This window comes from Streptomyces caeni (assembly GCF_042678285.1).
GTDB lineage: Bacteria > Actinomycetota > Actinomycetes > Streptomycetales > Streptomycetaceae > Streptomyces > Streptomyces caeni.
In genome coordinates, this window is the sequence record NZ_JBHUDX010000046.1 from 134,037 (window position 1) to 150,455 (window position 16,419).

The 16,419-nt window shown below is 70.1% G+C and carries 16 protein-coding genes; 5 read left to right on the plus strand and 11 right to left on the minus strand.

The window, feature by feature from the left end:
• Positions 1-31 precede the first annotated feature (31 nt).
• The 8 genes from ACFSL4_RS16825 to ACFSL4_RS16860 form a co-directional block, all read right to left on the minus strand.
• Complete coding sequence (locus ACFSL4_RS16825; RefSeq protein WP_381083297.1) at positions 32-367, minus strand: metal-sulfur cluster assembly factor; 336 nt, start codon at positions 365-367, stop codon at positions 32-34.
• Positions 364-831 carry a Fe-S cluster assembly sulfur transfer protein SufU gene (sufU, locus tag ACFSL4_RS16830; protein WP_381083299.1) on the minus strand — a complete coding sequence of 156 codons (468 nt, stop codon included), beginning with the start codon at positions 829-831 and terminating at the stop codon, positions 364-366. The genes ACFSL4_RS16825 and sufU overlap by 4 nt, the downstream gene beginning before the upstream one ends.
• Before the next feature lie 22 nt (positions 832-853).
• Positions 854-2,110 (minus strand): cysteine desulfurase, encoded by a 1,257-nt coding sequence (locus tag ACFSL4_RS16835; protein WP_381083301.1) that lies wholly within the window; start codon positions 2,108-2,110, stop codon positions 854-856.
• Positions 2,107-2,871, minus strand: a complete 765-nt coding sequence (sufC, locus tag ACFSL4_RS16840) for a Fe-S cluster assembly ATPase SufC (RefSeq protein ID WP_381083303.1) — start codon at positions 2,869-2,871, stop codon at positions 2,107-2,109. The genes ACFSL4_RS16835 and sufC overlap by 4 nt, the downstream gene beginning before the upstream one ends.
• A 7-nt stretch (positions 2,872-2,878) precedes the next feature.
• Positions 2,879-3,199 (minus strand): non-heme iron oxygenase ferredoxin subunit, encoded by a 321-nt coding sequence (locus ACFSL4_RS16845; RefSeq protein ID WP_381083305.1) that lies wholly within the window; start codon positions 3,197-3,199, stop codon positions 2,879-2,881.
• Entirely contained in the window at positions 3,196-4,389 is a 1,194-nt protein-coding gene (gene sufD, locus ACFSL4_RS16850) for a Fe-S cluster assembly protein SufD (RefSeq protein WP_381083307.1), read from the minus strand. The genes ACFSL4_RS16845 and sufD overlap by 4 nt, the downstream gene beginning before the upstream one ends.
• An 85-nt stretch (positions 4,390-4,474) precedes the next feature.
• On the minus strand, positions 4,475-5,896 hold the full coding sequence (sufB, locus tag ACFSL4_RS16855; RefSeq protein WP_381083309.1) for a Fe-S cluster assembly protein SufB: 1,422 nt from the start codon (positions 5,894-5,896) through the stop codon (positions 4,475-4,477).
• Positions 5,893-6,663, minus strand: coding sequence for a helix-turn-helix transcriptional regulator (locus tag ACFSL4_RS16860; protein WP_381083311.1), 771 nt, complete (start codon positions 6,661-6,663; stop codon positions 5,893-5,895). The genes sufB and ACFSL4_RS16860 overlap by 4 nt, the downstream gene beginning before the upstream one ends.
• Before the next feature lie 352 nt (positions 6,664-7,015).
• Between ACFSL4_RS16860 and ACFSL4_RS16865 the strand changes: the two genes are divergently transcribed.
• The 3 genes from ACFSL4_RS16865 to ACFSL4_RS16875 are packed head-to-tail and all read left to right on the plus strand — an operon-like array spanning position 7,016 to position 9,778.
• On the plus strand, positions 7,016-7,939 hold the full coding sequence (locus ACFSL4_RS16865; protein ID WP_381083313.1) for an ABC transporter ATP-binding protein: 924 nt from the start codon (positions 7,016-7,018) through the stop codon (positions 7,937-7,939).
• A 50-nt stretch (positions 7,940-7,989) separates the two neighbouring features.
• Positions 7,990-8,706 (plus strand): ABC transporter permease, encoded by a 717-nt coding sequence (locus tag ACFSL4_RS16870; protein WP_381083425.1) that lies wholly within the window; start codon positions 7,990-7,992, stop codon positions 8,704-8,706.
• Between the two features lie 55 nt (positions 8,707-8,761).
• Complete coding sequence (locus ACFSL4_RS16875) at positions 8,762-9,778, plus strand: COX15/CtaA family protein (RefSeq protein WP_381083315.1); 1,017 nt, start codon at positions 8,762-8,764, stop codon at positions 9,776-9,778.
• 280 nt (positions 9,779-10,058) lie between these two features.
• On the opposite strand, the gene ACFSL4_RS16880 is transcribed toward ACFSL4_RS16875, so the two are convergent.
• From ACFSL4_RS16880 to ACFSL4_RS16890, 3 genes are all read right to left on the minus strand, one after another.
• Positions 10,059-11,165 (minus strand): amidohydrolase family protein, encoded by a 1,107-nt coding sequence (locus ACFSL4_RS16880; protein WP_381083317.1) that lies wholly within the window; start codon positions 11,163-11,165, stop codon positions 10,059-10,061.
• A 125-nt stretch (positions 11,166-11,290) separates the two neighbouring features.
• Positions 11,291-11,647: a hypothetical protein gene (locus tag ACFSL4_RS16885; RefSeq protein ID WP_381083319.1), complete on the minus strand. Its 357-nt coding sequence runs from the start codon at positions 11,645-11,647 to the stop codon at positions 11,291-11,293.
• Positions 11,648-11,727: 80 nt separating this feature from the next.
• Entirely contained in the window at positions 11,728-12,681 is a 954-nt protein-coding gene (locus ACFSL4_RS16890; protein ID WP_381083427.1) for a heme o synthase, read from the minus strand.
• 479 nt (positions 12,682-13,160) lie between these two features.
• Here ACFSL4_RS16890 and tkt point away from each other — a divergent pair, with 479 nt between their 5' ends.
• The gene (gene tkt / locus ACFSL4_RS16895; RefSeq protein ID WP_381083321.1) at positions 13,161-15,263 is read left to right on the plus strand and encodes a transketolase; all 2,103 of its coding nucleotides are present in this window, start codon (positions 13,161-13,163) and stop codon (positions 15,261-15,263) included.
• 34 nt (positions 15,264-15,297) lie between these two features.
• On the plus strand, positions 15,298-16,416 hold the full coding sequence (tal, locus tag ACFSL4_RS16900) for a transaldolase (protein WP_381083323.1): 1,119 nt from the start codon (positions 15,298-15,300) through the stop codon (positions 16,414-16,416).
• Positions 16,417-16,419: the final 3 nt, after the last annotated feature.

Sequence of the window (16,419 nt, forward strand, 5' to 3'; positions counted from 1 at the left end):
GTCCTCCCGGCACCGGTGGGCGCCAGGGACCTCAGACGTTGAACCCGAGTGCCCGCAACTGCTCGCGGCCCTCGTCCGTGATCTTGTCGGGGCCCCACGGCGGCATCCAGACCCAGTTGATGCGCAGCTCGTCGACGAGGCCCTCCGTGGCGGACATGGCCTGGTCCTCGATGACGTCCGTCAGCGGACAGGCCGCGGACGTCAGGGTCATGTCGACGGTGGCGACGTTCGCCGCCTCGTCGATGTGGATGCCGTAGATGAGGCCGAGGTTGACGACGTCGATCCCCAGCTCGGGATCGACCACGTCCATCAGGGCCTCGCGGAGTTCCTCCTCCGAGACCGGCTTCGTCTCCACGGTGTCACTCATGCCGTCTTCCTTTCGGCGTCGGCTCCGCCCAGCGCCTGGGCCGTCGCGTCCTTCCACGCCATCCAGCCCAGGAGGGCGCACTTCACCCTCGCCGGGTACTTGGAGACGCCCGCGAACGCGACCGCGTCCTCCAGGACTTCCTCCATCGCGTCGTCGGGCTCGATCCGGCCCCTGGACTGCATCAGCTCCAGAAAGGTCTCCTGGATCTTCTGCGCCTCGGCCAGCTCCTTGCCGACGAGCAGTTCGTTCAGTACGGAGGCCGATGCCTGGCTGATGGAGCAGCCCTGACCCTCGTACGACACGTCCTTGATCGTCGTGCCGTCGTACTTCACACGCAGCGTGATCTCGTCACCGCAGGTGGGATTGACGTGGTGCACCTCGGCGTCGCCATCCCTGAGACCACGACCGTGCGGGTTCTTGTAGTGGTCCAGGATGACTTCCTGGTACATCGAATCAAGCTTCACAACGCCTGCCCTCGCGTCCCTGTCAGCCGAAGAAGTTCCGTACGTGCTCCAGCCCCTCGACCAGTGCGTCGATCTCGGCCGGCGTGGAGTACAGATAGAACGACGCTCGTGTGGTCGCCGGAATTCCGTAACGGAGGCAGACCGGACGGGCGCAGTGGTGGCCGACCCGGACGGCGATGCCCTGTTCGTCGAGGACCTGACCCACGTCGTGCGGATGGATGTCTCCCAGAGTGAAGGAGATCGCCGCGCCCCGGTCCTCGGCCGTGGCCGGTCCGATGATCTTCAGATCGGGGACCTCGGTCAGCCGCTGCACCGCGTACTCGGTGATCGCGTGCTCATGGGCGAGGATCCTGTCCATGCCGATCGAGCCGAGGTAGTCGATCGCCGCGCCCAGGCCGACCGCCTGCGCGATCGGCGGAGTGCCCGCCTCGAACTTGTGCGGGGCCGGTGCGTAGGTCGACGAGTGCATCGAGACCGTCTCGATCATCTCGCCGCCGCCCAGGAACGGGGGCAGGTCCTCCAGCAGTTCCTGGCGGCCCCAGAGGACGCCGATGCCCGTCGGGCCGCACATCTTGTGGCCGGTGAAGGCCACGAAGTCGGCCTGCAGTGCCTGCACGTCGAGCGGCATGTGCGGCGCGGCCTGCGAGGCGTCGACGCAGACCAGCGCGCCGACCTCCTGCGCGCGGCGCACTATCGCCTCGACCGGGTTGAGCGTGCCCAGGATGTTGGACACCAGCACGAAGGAAACGATCTTCGTCTTCTCGGTGATGACCTCGTCGACGGCCGACAGATCCAGCCGACCGTCCTCCTTGAGGCCGAACCACTTCAGCTTCGCACCCGTACGCTGCGCCAGCAGCTGCCACGGGACGATGTTGGAGTGGTGCTCCATCTCCGTGATGACGATCTCGGTGTCGTGGTCCACCCGGTAGGGCTCGTCGGCCCAGCCCAGCATGTTCGCCACCAGATTGAGCGACTCCGAGGCGTTCTTGGTGAAGATCACCTCGTCGCGGCTCGGCGCGTTGATGAACGCGGCGACCTTGTCGCGTGCGCCCTCGTACAGCGCCGTGGCCTCCTCGGCGAGCACATGCACCCCGCGGTGGACGTTGGCGTTGTGGCGCTCGTAGTACTCGCTCAGGGCGTCCAGCACCTGGCGCGGCTTCTGCGAGGTCGCCGCGTTGTCCAGGTACACGAGCTTCTTGCCGTCGTGGACCAGCCGGTCCAGGACGGGGAAGTCCTTGCGGATCGCCTCGGTGTCGAGGAGGCCCGGCAGCTGTGTCACGCGGATGCGCCACCCTTCACGTATGCCTCGTAGCCCTCGTCCTCCAGCTTGTCCGCAAGCTCGGGGCCGCCGGACTCGACGATGCGGCCGCCGGCGAACACATGGACGTGGTCGGGCTTGATGTAGCGCAGGATGCGCGTGTAGTGCGTGATCAGCAGGGTGCCGACCTCACCGGTGTCACGGACGCGGTTGACGCCCTCGGACACGATGCGCAGGGCGTCGACGTCCAGGCCGGAGTCGGTCTCGTCGAGGATCGCGATCCTCGGCTTGAGCAGTTCCAGCTGGAGGATCTCGTGGCGCTTCTTCTCACCGCCGGAGAAGCCCTCGTTCACGTTGCGCTCGGCGAAGGACGGATCCATGCTGAGGCGCTCCATGGCCCCCTTGACCTCCTTCACCCAGGTGCGCAGCTTCGGTGCCTCGCCGCGGACGGCGGTCGCGGACGTGCGCAGGAAGTTGGAGACCGAGACGCCGGGGACCTCGACCGGGTACTGCATCGCCAGGAACAGGCCCGCGCGGGCGCGTTCGTCGACGGACATCTCCAGGACGTCCTCGCCGTCGAGCAGCACGGTGCCGCTGGTGACCGTGTACTTGGGGTGACCCGCGAGCGAGTAGGCGAGGGTCGACTTGCCGGAGCCGTTGGGGCCCATGATGGCGTGCGTCTCGCCCTGCTTCACGGTGAGGTCGACGCCCTTGAGGATCTCCTTCGTGGCGTTGTCTGCCTCGACGGTGACATGCAGGTCTCGGATTTCAAGCGTTGCCATGGGTGCCTCAGGACTCCTGGGTGAGGGAGACGAGCACGTCGTCCCCTTCGATCTTTACGGGGTATACGGGGACGGGGCGCGTCGCGGGAAGGCCGGACGGCTTGCCGGTGCGGAGGTCGAAGCTGGAGCCGTGCAGCCAGCACTCGATCTGGCAGTCCTCCACCTCGCCCTCGGAGAGCGAGACGTTCGCGTGGGAGCAGATGTCGTGGATCGCGAACACCTCTCCCTCGGTCTTCACGACCGAGATGGGCGTGCCGTCGAGCTCCACCCGCTTCGGGGTGTTCTGCTCCAGCTCGCTCAGCCCGCAGGCGCGTACGAATGTGGTCATGCGACCGACGCCTCCAGCTCCTCTTCGATCTTGGTGAGCAGGCGCTCCTCGATGTCCTGGACGCCGATCTGCTGGACCAGTTCGGCGAAGAAGCCGCGGACCACCAGGCGGCGCGCCTCGTGCTCCGGGATGCCGCGGGCCATCAGGTAGAAGAGCTGCTCGTCGTCGAAGCGGCCGGTGGCGGACGCGTGGCCGGCGCCGGTGATCTCGCCGGTCTCGATCTCCAGGTTCGGGACCGAGTCGACCCTCGCGCCGTCCGTCAGGACCAGGTTGCGGTTCATCTCGTAGGTGTCCGTGCCCTCGGCCGCGGCCTCGATCAGGACGTCGCCGATCCACACCGCGTGGGCGTCGTCGCCCTGGAGCGCGCCCTTGTAGGCGACGTTCGACTTGCAGTGCGGGGTGTTGTGGTCGACGAAGAGCCGGTGCTCCTGGTGCTGGCCGCGGTCGGTGAAGTACAGGCCGTACAGCTCGGCCTCGCCCCCCGGGCCCGCGTACGTCACGCGCGGGTGCAGCCGGACCACGTCGCCGCCGAAGGTCACGACGATCGACTTGAAGGACGCGTCGCGGCCGACCAGCGCGTTGTGCTGGGCCGCGTGCACGGCCCGGTCGTCCCAGTCCTGGACGGATACGACGGTCAGCTTGGCGCCGTCGCCCAGGAGGTAGTCGACGCCCGCGGCGAGCACCGCGTCACCGGTGTGGTCGATGACGACGACGGCCTCGGCGAAGGCGCCGAGTTCGATCACCTGGTGGCCGTAGGCGACCCCGCCCTGGCCGTGTACGGCGATACGGACCGGCTCGGTGAGGACGGTCTCCTTCGGGACGGTCACGACCGACGCCTTCTCGAAGGCGGAGTACGCCTGCGCGGCGACACGGTCCACGGGGGTGCCCGCCCGGCCGAGCCGCGCGTCGTCGCGGCCGACGGTCTCGACGATGACGCCCTCGGGGGCCTCGACGACGACCTTCACGCCCTCGCTGGTGGCTGCGGCAGTGCCGTCGTGCAGCCCGCGCAGCCGCTCCAGCGGCGTGAACCGCCACTCCTCCTCGCGACCGTGCGGGACCGGGAAGTCCGCCACGTCGAAGGACGGCGGCGCGCTCATGCGCGTGGCGACGGTCGACTCGGCGGCCACCGCGATCGAGCCGGCGGTGGTGGAGCCCGCCGGGATCACCGGGTTGTTCTGGGCCTCGGCCATGGCTGTCGTTGTGCTCTCTTCCTACGTCGGTTGTGATCTTCGGCCCGCCCCGTACGGGCGGGCCGCTACTGCTCGGAGGGGCCGGTCAGCCGACCGCGCCTTCCATCTGCAGCTCGATCAGCCGGTTGAGCTCCAGCGCGTACTCCATGGGCAGCTCCTTGGCGATCGGCTCGACGAAGCCGCGCACGATCATGGCCATCGCCTCGTCCTCGGACAGACCGCGGCTCATCAGGTAGAAGAGCTGGTCCTCGGAGACCTTGGAGACGGTGGCCTCGTGGCCCATGGACACGTCGTCCTCGCGGACGTCGACGTACGGGTACGTGTCGGACCGCGAGATCGTGTCGACAAGCAGGGCGTCGCAGAGCACGTTCGACTTGGCGCCCGGGGCGCCCTCACCGATCTCGATGAGGCCGCGGTAGGAGGTACGGCCGCCGCCGCGCGCCACCGACTTGGAGACGATGTTCGACGACGTGTTCGGCGCCATGTGGACCATCTTGGCGCCGGCGTCCTGGTGCTGGCCCTCGCCCGCGAAGGCGATGGAGAGGGTCTCGCCCTTGGCGTGCTCGCCCATCAGGTAGACGGCCGGGTACTTCATCGTCACCTTGGAGCCGATGTTGCCGTCGACCCACTCCATGGTCGCGCCCTCGTAGGCCACGGCACGCTTGGTGACCAGGTTGTAGACGTTGTTCGACCAGTTCTGGATGGTCGTGTAGCGGCAGCGGGCGTTCTTCTTGACGATGATCTCGACGACCGCGGAGTGCAGCGAGTCGGACTTGTAGATCGGGGCCGTGCACCCCTCGACGTAGTGCACGTAGGCACCCTCGTCGACAATGATCAGGGTCCGCTCGAACTGGCCCATGTTCTCGGTGTTGATGCGGAAGTACGCCTGCAGCGGGATCTCCACGTGCACGCCCGGCGGCACGTAGATGAAGGAGCCGCCGGACCACACGGCGGTGTTCAGCGCGGCGAACTTGTTGTCACCGGCCGGGATGACGGTCCCGAAGTACTCCTTGAAGAGCTCCGGGTGCTCCTTCAGGGCCGAGTCGGTGTCCAGGAAGACGACGCCCTGCTCCTCCAGGTCCTCGCGGATCTGGTGGTAGACGACCTCCGACTCGTACTGGGCCGCGACACCGGCCACCAGGCGCTGCTTCTCCGCCTCCGGGATGCCGAGCCTGTCGTACGTGTTCTTGATGTCCTCGGGCAGGTCCTCCCAGGACTGCGCCTGCTTCTCCGTGGAGCGCACGAAGTACTTGATGTTGTCGAAGTCGATGCCCGACAGGTCCGAGCCCCAGTTCGGCATGGGCTTCTTCTCGAAGAGCTTCAGGCCCTTGAGGCGCAGCTTCGTCATCCACTCCGGCTCGGACTTCTTCGCCGAGATGTCGCGGACGACGTCCTCGTTCAGACCGCGCTTCGCCGCGGCACCGGCCTCGTCGGAGTCGGCCCAGCCGTACTCGTACTTGCCCAGGCCCTCCAGTTCGGGGTGGGCGGTCTCCGTGGGGAGAGTCATGCGGGGTTCCTCCCGGCCGTGCTGGCAGATGCGTTGTGGGTGGTCTTGGACTTCTTCGGGGCGTGTGCCGCCTTCGGGATGAACGTCGTGCAGACGCCGTCGCCGTGCGCGATCGTCGCCAGTCGCTGGACGTGCGTGCCGAGCAGCTGGGAGAAGATCTCCGTCTCGGCCTCGCACAGCTGCGGGAACTGCTCCGCGACATGCGCGACCGGGCAGTGGTGCTGGCACAGCTGCTCGCCCGTGTGCGGGAGGGGCGCGCTGCGCGCCGTGGCAGCGTACCCGTCGGCGCTCAGGGCCTTGGCCAGCGCCTCGGTCCGCTGGTCGGGGTCGGCGGACTCGACCGCCTCACGGTACGCGCCGGCCTGGGCGGCGACCCGGGCACGGGCGAAGGCGGCGACGGCCGCTTCCCCGCCTTCCCGCGCGGCGATCCAGCGCAGGGCGTCCGCGGCAAGCTTGTCGTACGACTGGTCGAAGGCGTCGCGGCCGCAGTCGGTGAGCACGAAGACCTTGGCGGGGCGACCGCGTGTACGCGCCCCGTACACGCGCTGCTCACGCGCCTCGACGACATCGTCCGCGACCAGTCCGTCCAGGTGCCGCCGTACGGCCGCCTGGGTGAGCCCCAGTCGCCCGGCGAGTTCGGCGACGGTCGACGGGCCGTGGTCCAGGATGGACCGCGCGACCCGGTTGCGCGTCGAGCGCTCCCCGGTCGCCAGCTCCTCCTCAGGGGCCCCCACGGGAGCCTCCCGAGCCTCGCCCACGTTTTTCACAACGCCATTGTTGCGTAATTCCTCAGAGCCTGACAAGCGCCGGTCCGGGCGGACCTGCGGTGCGGTGCATCACTTAGGCATACCTAAGACGACCTGCGAAAACGATCTTTGATCGGTCATCGGGGAGACCTTCGCGCGGCCCGTCCGGAGGGCCCCGGGCCGCTCCCGCCCCTCTCCGACCGGCCCTCTTGTCGCGCGGACCGCCCTCACGGCGTGCTCCGGCGCACCGCCGCCCACGGCCGGCGGGGACGGGGGCGCACGGACCGGTGGCCGGTGTCGTACCGGCCGGACGACGGGTGGTTTCCGGACCCCCGCGTCCTGCACCCGGTCGCCGTACCTAGACTCTGGACCCATGCGAAGTGAGCCGGTCGTCCAGGTGCGGGCCCTGGTGAAGCGGTACGGCACGAAGACCGCGGTGGACGGCCTCGACCTGGTGGCCGCAGCGGGTGTCACCGCCGTGCTCGGCCCCAACGGCGCGGGCAAGACCACCACGGTCGAGACCTGCGAGGGATACCGGAAGCCCGACTCCGGCACGGTGCGCGTCCTGGGCCTCGACCCTCTCCGGGACGCGGCCGCGCTGCGCCCCCGGATCGGCGTCATGCTCCAGTCCGGCGGCGTCTACTCCGGCGCCCGCGCGGAGGAAATGCTGCGCCACGTCGCCAGGCTGCACGCGCATCCGCTCGACGTGGACGCGCTCATCGAACGGATGGGGCTCGGCGGTTGCGGACGCACGCCGTACCGGCGGCTGTCGGGCGGGCAGCAGCAGCGGCTCGCGCTCGCCATGGCCGTCGTCGGCCGCCCGGACCTGGTCTTCCTGGACGAGCCGACCGCCGGTCTCGATCCCCAGGCCCGCCGGGCCACCTGGGACCTGGTGCGCGATCTGCGCGACGACGGCGTGTCCGTGATCCTGACCACCCACTACATGGACGAGGCCGAGCAGCTCGCCGACGACGTGGCGATCATCGACGCGGGCCGGGTCATCGCGCAGGGCTCCCCGGAGGAGCTGTGCCGCGGCGGCGCCGAGAACACACTGCGCTTCACGGGCCGGCCGGGCCTCGACGTGGGGTCCCTGCTGAAGGCGCTCCCGGCGGACTGCACGGCGGCGGAGCTGACGCCGGGCGCGTACCGCGTCGCCGGCAAGGTCGATCCGCAACTGCTCGCGACGGTCACCTCCTGGTGCGCCCAGCACGGGGTGATGCCGGACAGGATCTCCGTCGAACGACACACCCTTGAGGATGTGTTCCTGGAACTCACGGGCAAGGAGTTGCGTTCGTGACCACCGCCGGTACGTACACGCCGAAGCCCGGCGCCGCGCCGCTCCCGCGCATGATCGCGGCGCAGGCCGCGCTCGAGACCAAGATGCTGCTCCGCAACGGTGAGCAGTTGCTGCTCACGGTCGTCATCCCGACACTGCTGCTGGTCCTCTTCAGTTCCGTCGACATCGTCGACACCGGGGCCGGCAAGGCCGTCGACTTCCTCACCCCCGGCGTCCTCGCGCTCGCGGTGATGTCGACCGCGTTCACCGGCCAGGCCATCGCGACCGGTTTCGAGCGCCGGTACGGGGTACTGAAGCGGCTCGCCGCCTCTCCGCTCCCCCGCTGGGGCCTGATGGCCGCCAAGACGGCCTCCGTCCTCGTGACCGAGGGCTTCCAGGTGGTCCTGCTGACCGTGATCGCCTTCGCGCTGGGCTGGTCGCCGCACGGCAATCCGCTCTCCGTCCTGCTTCTGCTGGTCCTCGGCACCGCGGCCTTCTCCGGGCTCGGACTGCTGATGGCGGGCACCCTGAAGGCGGAGGCCACGCTGGCGGCGGGCAACCTGGTCTTCCTGCTGCTGCTCGTGGGCGGCGGGGTGGTCGTCCCGCTGGACAAGTTCCCCTCCGGCGCCCAGCACGTCCTCGGTCTGCTGCCGATCTCCGCGCTCTCCGACGGCCTGCGGGGCGTCCTGCAGCACGGGGCCGGGACGCCCTGGGGGGACCTGGGGATCCTCGCGGTGTGGGCCGTGGTGGGGCTGGCCGCGGCCGGGAAGTTCTTCCGCTGGGAGTGAGACATCGCTCTCGGTCCGGCCCCCTCGTGAAACTGTGCACAAGCGGGCCCCTACCATGAGAGGCGTGCCAAACGTGAACCGCGCCGGCGCCCTGGCCGCCGTGCGCAACCCGCTCACCTCCATCGCCGCACGCTGGACCCCGCAGCCCCGGACGGTCCGGCGGGCGGCACTGTCCGCGCTCGTCATGTCGGTGGTCCTCGTCGCCACCGGTGGTGCCGTGCGCCTCACGGGCTCCGGGCTCGGCTGCCCGACCTGGCCGCGGTGCACCGCCGACTCGCTGACCACGACCAGCGCCATGGGCGTGCACGGCGTCATCGAGTTCGGCAACCGCCTGCTGACGTACGTGCTGTGCGCGGCGGTCGGCTGGGCGATCATCGCCGCACGCGCGCAGAAGCCGTGGCGGCGCAGTCTCACCCGGCTCGGCTGGGCGCAGTTCTGGATCGTCATGGGCAACGCGGTCCTCGGCGGCATCGTGGTCCTCGTCGGCCTCAACCCGTACACCGTCGCCGCCCACTTCCTGCTCACCTCCGCGCTCATCACGGTGGCCACCCTCATGTGGCAGCGCGCGCGGGAGGGTGACGCGCCGCCGCGTCCCCTGGTCGGCAAGGCCGTGCAGCAACTGGTGTGGTTCCTGGTCGTCGCCTCCACGCTGCTGCTCGTGGTCGGCACCGTGGTCACCGGCGCGGGCCCGCACGCGGGCGACTCCAGCGACGTCGAGCGCATGCCGGTCGACTGGGAGACCGTCGCCAAGCTGCACGCCGTGCTCGCCTGGATCGTGGTGACGCTGACCTTCGCACTGTGGTTCGTGCTCAAGGCGGTCGACGCGCCCGTGGGCCCGCTGCACCGCACCCGTGAGCTGTTCCTGATCCTCCTGGGCCAGGGCGTCATCGGCTACGTCCAGTTCTTCACGCACCTGCCGGAGATTCTGGTCGGCATCCACATGTTCGGCTCGGGGCTGATGTGGATATGGGTGCTCCGGGTGCTGCTGTCGCTGCGCGAGCGCCCCGAGGATGCGCCGGGCGCACCGGACAGCCCGGGTCCCGCGGCCGAGTCGGCGCTCTCCGCGGCCTGAGACCGCCCGCGGCGCCGTACCGCCGGCAGACGGCACCGTGCCGCACCCTCGACGAGCACGCCACGCGACACCCCAGGACCCGCCGACGGGCACGGCTCCCGGCACCCAGGCCCCCCGCCGACGGACGGGCGGTACGGGCCCCCCATGCCACACCCCCGACAAGCACGCCACGCGACACCCCAGGACCCGCCGACGGGCACGGCTCGCGGGGGTCGGGTGCGGTACGCGGGAGACGCGGTCGCCGGCGGATGCGGCAGGCCGGGGCGGCGCACCCACACGGTCACTCCAGTCCGTAGACCCGCCGTGCGTTCCCCGCGGCGATCATGCCCGCGACGCGCTGCGCGTCCTCCAGGGACCAGGCGCCCTCGGCGGTCCAGGTTCCGAGCACCCGCGAGAGCGCCTCGCGGAACAGGCGGGCGCCGATCACATGGAGTTCGGGCAGGCCGTGGGCGCCGCTGGAGAAGAGGACCTTGCCGAAGGGCGCCAGTTCCAGGATCTCGGCCACGACGGCCGCGGCCCGGGCGCCCGTGCGGGCGAGCGCCGCGCCGAGGTCCGCGTACACATGCGGGAAGACCCCGGTCAGATGCGCGGCGTGCCGGTGGTACGGATAACCGTGCAGCAGGACGAGATCCGTGCCGAGCCCCGCCGTGGCGCGTACGAAGTCGGTGAGCAGGACCGGATCGGTGCGGTCGATGCGCAGCCCCGGCTCGCCGAGCCCGGCGTGGAGCTGGATGGGCCGCCCCGAGGCCACCGCGCTCCACAGCAGATGGCGCAGCAGCACCGGGTCCGACAGCTCGCCGCCCACCGGGCGGTCCGCGAGCCAGCGGCCCGCCGCACCCCGCACCTCCCCCGGCCCCGGCGGCTCCGGCGCCAGGGCCAGCCCGTGCCGTACACCCGCCAGCGAGGTGAACGCCACCGCGTGCGCCGCCGCCCCGTGGACCGACTCGGCGAGATTGGCGAGGAACGACTCCACCGTCCCGGAGGTGTCGGCCACCTGTTCGGCGAGCAGCTCCAGGCGGACGATCTCATGGGCCTCGGCGTCCCCGGCCGAGGCCATCTCGCCTGGGCCGGTGAGATCGCCGGGCAGCCCGGTGTCGACGAGGTACGTGGTGATGCCGCTGCCGCGCAGGAGTCTGCGTCCGGCCTCCAGGACGCCGAGCTCGCGGCGCCGGGCGAGATAGCGGGCGGGCGGGCAGTGCGGCTCCAGGCCGAGCAGGGGCGGACACCAGCGGCGCACGGCGAAACCCGTCTGGGTGTCGAAGAGGGTGGTGCCGGCGGCCGGCGGGCCCTCGGTACGGGCGAGGTGGGCCTCGAACGTGCCGAGGCCCAACTCGGTGCGCAGCACACCGTGGCAGTACTGGTCCACCAGGGACGGCGTTTCGATCATCCGGACTCCCCGCGACTGGACCGTGTCTCTTCACGTCCTAACGGGTGAACCGGGCCTGAGGTGTTGCTCCTGGCTCACGGTGCCCGTGAGCGGGGGCGCCGGACCGGCCCCGCACCGCCGCGGACTCAGGCGCCCCGGCGGCCGCCGACCTGGATCCCCGCCATGCGCGTCCACTCGTACGGGCCGGTCTTCACCCTGGCCGCGAACTCGCCGTCGAACGCCTCGTGGACGGTGATGCCCGCCCTCCGTACCGCCTTCTCGGCGATCGCGTACGTCGGTGCGACGAGGTCGCCCCAGCCGCCGTCCTCGCCGACGAGCACGATCCGGGCGCCCCGCTGGCCGATGTACGCCACCTGTCCCTCGGCGCCGCCGTGCGCCTTGGCGAAGGCGGCGATCTCCTTGGCGAGCCGGGCGGCCCTGCGCTCGTCCCCGGCGGCCTGCCGGGCGTCCGCGCCCTCGTCAACCTGCTTGGTGTCTGCCATGGTCAGGATGCTACCGACGGGTAGAGGCCACGGCGACGGGCGGGGTGCGTGGCCTTGACCACGCTCCCGCCCCTCGGCGCTCAGCGCAGGAAGGGGTCCACCGCCACCGCTACGAACAGCAGCGAGACATAGGTGATGCTCCAGTGGAACAGCCGCATCTCCTTCAGCTTCGCGCCCGTCACCCCGGCCCTCGCCCGGTGCTGCAGCGCGTGCGCCTCCCACAGCCACCAGCCGCCGACCGCCAGCGCGACCGCCGTGTAGAACCAGCCCGTGTAGCCGAGCGGGGTGAGCAGCAGCGAGACCGCGACCATGACCCAGCTGTAGACGACGATCTGGCGGGCCACCACCTTGTTGGAGGCGATGACGGGCAGCATCGGCACGCCCGCGCGCGCGTAGTCGTCCTTGACCTTCATGGACAGCGGCCAGTAGTGCGGTGGCGTCCAGAAGAAGATGACGAGGAAGAGGATGACCGGCGCCCACGACAGGGAGTTCGTCACGGCGGACCAGCCGATGAGGACCGGCATGCAGCCGGCGATGCCGCCCCACACGATGTTCTGCGCCGTACGCCGTTTGAGGATCATCGTGTAGACGACGACGTAGAAGAGGAACGCTCCGAGCGACAGCCACGCGGACAGCCAGTTGACGGTGAGACCGAACAGCAGCGTCGAGACGACCGCCAGCGAGATGCCGAAGACCAGGCACTCCCCGGGGCTGACCATTCCGGTGACCAGCGGACGCTGCGAGGTGCGCTCCATGACGGCGTCGATGTCGCGGTCGATGTACATGTTCAGCGCGTTGGCGCCACCCGCGGAGAGGTAGCCGCCGAGACAGGTGAGCAGCACCAGCCGGAGGCTCGGCACGCCCTGCTGGGCGAGGAACATCACCGGGACGGTGGTGATCAGCAGCAGTTCGATGATCCGCGGCTTGGTCAGCGCAACGAACGCCTTGGCACGGGCCCCAAACGGCCGCTGGCCCCGGCTGCTGCTCGTCGCGAGCACTCCCGGCGGACGGGATTCGACGGCCGTCACGTACACCCCTGACAGAGACATCCCAGCGAGCCCCCGTCTGTGAACCTGGGTTAAAGGCTCGCGCGTACCCGGGCAACTCTAGACGTTGCCCACAGCCCGCCCTTCGTGGGGGTGGGTCGTGTTGGCGGCCCTGGTCACCGGGTGCGGTCCGCCGGAGGGCGGAGTGCGGAGGGCCGGCCGGAGGGTACGACGCACGGTCAAGCACCCCGGGGGCGGCATGCGGCCGGGACGGCGTCACACGGTGGCGCACGGGCCCACGCGGGGGCGTACGCAGAGCCGCGCACGGCTCGATTGAGCACTCGGACGACCGGCTCCGTATTCAGTTGCCGAATGGTGATCAGGCGGTCGGGAATCGGATCGGGGCGACTCCCGGAAGTCTGGCGCGACTCGAAAAGACGCACGTACCTACGGGGGTAGGCTCGTCAGCGGCCGGTGGGCGCCCAGTGCACCGGCATACGACATGTGGAGAGGAGCCCTGACCCAGGGTGAGCACCAAGCCGACCACCACAGACCTCGAGTGGACCGAATTGGACCAGCGGGCCGTCGACACCGCCCGCGTCCTGGCCGCCGATGCCGTACAGAGGGTCGGCAACGGCCATCCGGGTACGGCGATGAGCCTGGCTCCGGCCGCCTACACCCTCTTCCAGAAGGTGATGCGCCACGACCCGTCCGACGCCGGCTGGGTGGGGCGTGACCGCTTCGTGCTGTCCGCCGGCCACTCGTCCCTGACCCTCTACACCCAGCTCTACCTGGCCGGCTTCGGGCTGGAACTCGACGATCTGAAGGCTTTCAGGACCTGGGGTTCCAAGACGCCGGGCCACCCCGAGTACGGTCACACGGCGGGCGTGGAGACGACGACCGGCCCGCTGGGCCAGGGCGTCGCCAACGCGGTGGGCATGGCCATGGCCGCCCGCTACGAGCGCGGCCTGTTCGACCCGGAGGCCCCGCAGGGCGAGTCCCCCTTCGACCACTTCGTCTACTGCATCGCCGGTGACGGCTGTCTCCAGGAGGGCATCTCCGCCGAGGCGTCCTCGCTGGCCGGTCACCAGAAGCTCGGCAACCTGATCCTGCTGTGGGACGACAACCACATCTCGATCGAGGGCGACACGCAGACCGCGATCTCCGAGGACACGGCTCTGCGGTACGAGGCGTACGGCTGGCATGTGCAGCGCGTGGCGCCGAAGCCCGACGGCGACCTGGACCCGCACGCCCTCTACAACGCGATCCAGCAGGCCAGGGAGGTCACGGACCGGCCCTCGTTCATCGCGATGCGCTCGATCATCGCCTGGCCCGCCCCGAACGCGCAGAACACCGAGGCCGCGCACGGCTCGGCCCTGGGAGAGGAGGAGGTCGCGGCCACCAAGCGCGTCCTCGGCTTCGACCCGGACAAGACCTTCGAGGTCTCCGACGAGGTCATCGGCCACACCCGCAAGGCGCTGGAGCGCGGCCGTCAGGCCAGGGCCGAGTGGGAGAAGTCGTTCCAGGAGTGGCGGAGCAGCCATCCGGAGCGCGCCGCCGAGTTCGACCGCATCGGCAAGGGCGAGCTGCCCACCGGCTGGGAGGAGAAGCTTCCGGTCTTCGAGGCGGGCAAGGGCGTCGCCACGCGGGCCGCGTCGGGCAAGGTGCTGCAGTCGCTGGGCGCGGTCATCCCCGAGCTGTGGGGCGGCTCGGCGGACCTGGCCGGCTCGAACAACACCACCATCGACAAGACCAGCTCCTTCCTGCCCGGGGGCAACCCGCTGCCGGAGGCCGACCCCTACGGCCGCACCATCCACTTCGGCATCCGCGAGCACGCCATGGCCGCGGAGATGAACGGCATCGCCCTGCACGGCAACACCCGCATCTACGGCGGCACCTTCCTCGTGTTCTCCGACTACATGCGCAACGCCGCCCGCCTGTCCGCGCTGATGCACCTGCCGGTGACCTACGTGTGGACGCACGACTCCATCGGCCTGGGCGAGGACGGCCCCACCCACCAGCCCGTCGAGCACCTCGCCTCGCTGCGCGCCATCCCCGGCCTGAACATCGTCCGCCCCGCCGACGCCAACGAGACCGCCATCGCCTGGCGCGAGATCCTCAAGCGCCACACCAAGGAGTGGGGCAAGGGTGCCCCGCACGGTCTCGCGCTGACCCGTCAGGGCGTGCCGACGTACGAGCCCAATGAGGACACGGTGCGCGGCGGTTATGTGATGGTCGAGGCCGAGGGGACCGACGGACAGGGCGCCGAGCCGCAGGTGATCCTGATCGCCACCGGTTCCGAGGTGCACATCGCCGTCGAGGCGCGCGAGCGGCTCCAGGCGGAGGGGGTTGCGACACGGGTCGTGTCGATGCCGTCCGTGGAGTGGTTCGAGGAGCAGGACCAGGGGTACCGGGACAGCGTCCTGCCGCCGTCGGTGAAGGCGCGGGTGGCGGTCGAGGCCGGGATCGGTCTCACCTGGCACAAGTACGTCGGGGACGCCGGCCGCATCGTGTCCCTGGAGCACTTCGGGGCCTCGGCGGACGGCAAGGTCCTTTTCCGCGAGTTCGGTTTCACCGCCGAGAACGTCGCGGCCGCCGCCCGGGAATCCATCGCCTCGGCCCAGCGCTGACGCTGATATACGACACGTAGGAGATGCAATTTCCATGACAGACGCACTGAAGCGCCTCTCCGAAGCAGGCGTCGCGATCTGGCTCGACGACCTTTCGCGCAAGCGGATCACGTCCGGAAACCTCGCCGAGCTGATCGACCAGCAGCACGTCGTGGGCGTCACCACCAACCCGACGATCTTCCAGAAGGCGATCTCGGCCGGCGACGGGTACGAGCAGCAGCTCGCCGACCTCGCCGCCCGCAAGGTCACCGTCGAAGAGGCGGTCCGCATGATCACGACGGCGGACGTCCGGGACGCCGCCGACATCCTGCGTCCGGTGTTCGACGCCACGCAGGGCCAGGACGGCCGGGTGTCGATCGAGGTCGATCCGCGTCTGGCGCACAACACCCGGGCCACGGTCGCCGAGGCCAGGCAGCTGGCCTGGCTGGTCGACCGTCCGAACACGCTCATCAAGATCCCGGCCACCAAGGCGGGCCTGCCGGCGATCACCGAGACCATCGCGGGCGGCATCAGTGTCAACGTCACCCTGATCTTCTCGCTGGAGCGCTACCGCGAGGTCATGGACGCGTACATGACCGGGCTGGAGAGGGCGAAGGAGCGCGGCCTGGATCTGTCCGCGATCCACTCGGTGGCGTCGTTCTTCGTGTCCCGCGTGGACACCGAGATCGACAAGCGGATCGACGCGCTGGGCACGCCGGAGGCCAAGGCGCTGCGCGGCAGGGCGGCGGTCGCCAACGCGCGGCTCGCCTACCAGGCGTACGAGGAGGCGTTCGGCAGCGACCGCTGGCACGCCCTCGAAAGGGCGCAGGCCAACAGGCAGCGTCCGCTGTGGGCCTCCACCGGCGTCAAGGACAAGGCGTACAAGGACACCCTGTATGTGGACGAGCTGGTGGCGCCGAACACGGTGAACACCATGCCGGAGGCCACCCTGGTGGCCACCGAGGACCACGGCGAGATCACCGGCGACACCATCGCCGGCACCTACGAGCAGGCGCGCGCCGATCTGGACGCCGTCGAGAAGCTCGGGATCCCGTACGACGACGTGGTCCGGCTCCTGGAGGTCGAGGGCGTCGAGAAGTTCGAGGCCTCCTGGAACGACCTGCTCAAGTCGACCGAGGCGGTACTCGAGCGCCTCGCCCCCTCGGAGGGCTGACAT

What these genes read in the sequence shown, in the direction of transcription:
- ACFSL4_RS16825 (WP_381083297.1), bottom strand. Translation starts at nt 367, where the DNA reads ATGAGTGACACCGTGGAGACGAAGCCGGTCTCGGAGGAGGAACTCCGC.
- sufC (WP_381083303.1), bottom strand. Translation starts at nt 2,871, where the DNA reads ATGGCAACGCTTGAAATCCGAGACCTGCATGTCACCGTCGAGGCAGAC.
- ACFSL4_RS16845 (WP_381083305.1), bottom strand. Translation starts at nt 3,199, where the DNA reads ATGACCACATTCGTACGCGCCTGCGGGCTGAGCGAGCTGGAGCAGAAC.
- sufD (WP_381083307.1), bottom strand. Translation starts at nt 4,389, where the DNA reads ATGGCCGAGGCCCAGAACAACCCGGTGATCCCGGCGGGCTCCACCACC.
- sufB (WP_381083309.1), bottom strand. Translation starts at nt 5,896, where the DNA reads ATGACTCTCCCCACGGAGACCGCCCACCCCGAACTGGAGGGCCTGGGC.
- ACFSL4_RS16865 (WP_381083313.1), top strand. Translation starts at nt 7,016, where the DNA reads ATGCGAAGTGAGCCGGTCGTCCAGGTGCGGGCCCTGGTGAAGCGGTAC.
- ACFSL4_RS16870 (WP_381083425.1), top strand. Translation starts at nt 7,990, where the DNA reads ATGATCGCGGCGCAGGCCGCGCTCGAGACCAAGATGCTGCTCCGCAAC.
- ACFSL4_RS16875 (WP_381083315.1), top strand. Translation starts at nt 8,762, where the DNA reads ATGAGAGGCGTGCCAAACGTGAACCGCGCCGGCGCCCTGGCCGCCGTG.
- ACFSL4_RS16880 (WP_381083317.1), bottom strand. Translation starts at nt 11,165, where the DNA reads ATGATCGAAACGCCGTCCCTGGTGGACCAGTACTGCCACGGTGTGCTG.
- ACFSL4_RS16885 (WP_381083319.1), bottom strand. Translation starts at nt 11,647, where the DNA reads ATGGCAGACACCAAGCAGGTTGACGAGGGCGCGGACGCCCGGCAGGCC.
- tal (WP_381083323.1), top strand. Translation starts at nt 15,298, where the DNA reads ATGACAGACGCACTGAAGCGCCTCTCCGAAGCAGGCGTCGCGATCTGG.